This is a genomic window from Psychrobacter sp. NZS113, from assembly GCF_015864825.1.
Taxonomy (GTDB): Bacteria; Pseudomonadota; Gammaproteobacteria; order Pseudomonadales; family Moraxellaceae; genus Psychrobacter.
In genome coordinates, this window is the sequence record NZ_JADYWL010000037.1 from 1 (window position 1) to 277 (window position 277).

Sequence of the window (277 nt, forward strand, 5' to 3'; positions counted from 1 at the left end):
TTCCGCTTCGTCCAGCACTGCTCGCGCGGGTCCTTCCCTCTAAGGCGGAACGCTCCCCTACCGATTCTTTTTTACATCCCACAGCTTCGGCAGATCGCTTAGCCCCGTTCATCTTCGGCGCAAGAGCGCTCGATCAGTGAGCTATTACGCACTCTTTCAAGGGTGGCTGCTTCTAAGCCAACCTCCTGGTTGTCTGTGCAACTCCACATCCTTTCCCACTTAGCACACGCTTGGGGACCTTAGTTGGTAGTCTGGGCTGTTACCCTCTCGACGATGA

The 277-nt window shown here is 55.6% G+C and carries 1 rRNA gene; it reads right to left on the minus strand.

The features are described 5' to 3' along the window. Window positions 1–277: ribosomal RNA gene (locus I6E61_RS14020) — 23S ribosomal RNA — on the minus strand; the annotation flags it as partial.